This is a genomic window from Microbulbifer magnicolonia, assembly GCF_035117725.1.
In the GTDB taxonomy this organism is placed as follows: domain Bacteria; phylum Pseudomonadota; class Gammaproteobacteria; order Pseudomonadales; family Cellvibrionaceae; genus Microbulbifer; species Microbulbifer magnicolonia.
On the sequence record NZ_JAYEFD010000014.1, the window covers coordinates 1 to 760 of the forward strand.

Sequence of the window (760 nt, forward strand, 5' to 3'; positions counted from 1 at the left end):
CTAACGCCCAGCGCAGGCGCAGCCAGCGCGGAGCGCATTTTGTGTTAATGTTTGAGCGCCAGCGAGTAACACAAAAGGTGCGTAGCGTTGGCTGTCGCTCTGCCGCTGTTTGTTAGGCTACTGGTGCTTGGAAACTAGCAGTAAACCGCCAGCGCCAATTAAGCTGCCACCAAATACTTTACCTAAATTAAATGATAAATTCTTTGAAACGTTATGCGATACCTTTTGTGCAATTATTGAGCACACACTTAAGCAGGTAAATGATAGGCCCATAAAAGTCCCCAGAAATATTGAAAACTGGAAAAGTACGTTTTGGCTCGGCTCGATAAATTGAGGAAATAGCGCAGTTGTAAACGCAATAGCTTTAGGATTTGAAAGAGAAACAGCGATACCTTGTAGATACAAGAATCTGCCACGACTATTTGAATCAGTATCTTCGATATTAATAGGCGATACGCCGCTCCGCCAAATTTTGATTCCAAGGTATGTGAGGTAGAGCGCTCCCGTAATTTTAACGGCCAGAAAAGCGCCTGCGGAATATAGAATTAATGCACTTAAGCCCGCAACAGATATGCTCGATAGAATTGCGAGACCTGTAATATTACCCAAGATCGTTTTGAGAGATTGAAGAATCCCGAATCTCAAGCTATGCGTGGCGACCAGAAGCATCGCCGGTCCAGGCACGATAGTTGCTACGGATGCAATTGCAGTAAATGCCAGCCAAGCTTCAATGTTCATTAATTTCTCTAAATAGCCTAAC

1 protein-coding gene is annotated in these 760 nt (G+C 44.3%); it reads right to left on the reverse strand.

The features are described 5' to 3' along the window. Positions 1-117 precede the first annotated feature (117 nt). Positions 118-760: LysE family translocator (locus RRF64_RS18770; protein WP_323847454.1), on the reverse strand; the 643-nt coding region annotated here is incomplete at its 5' end.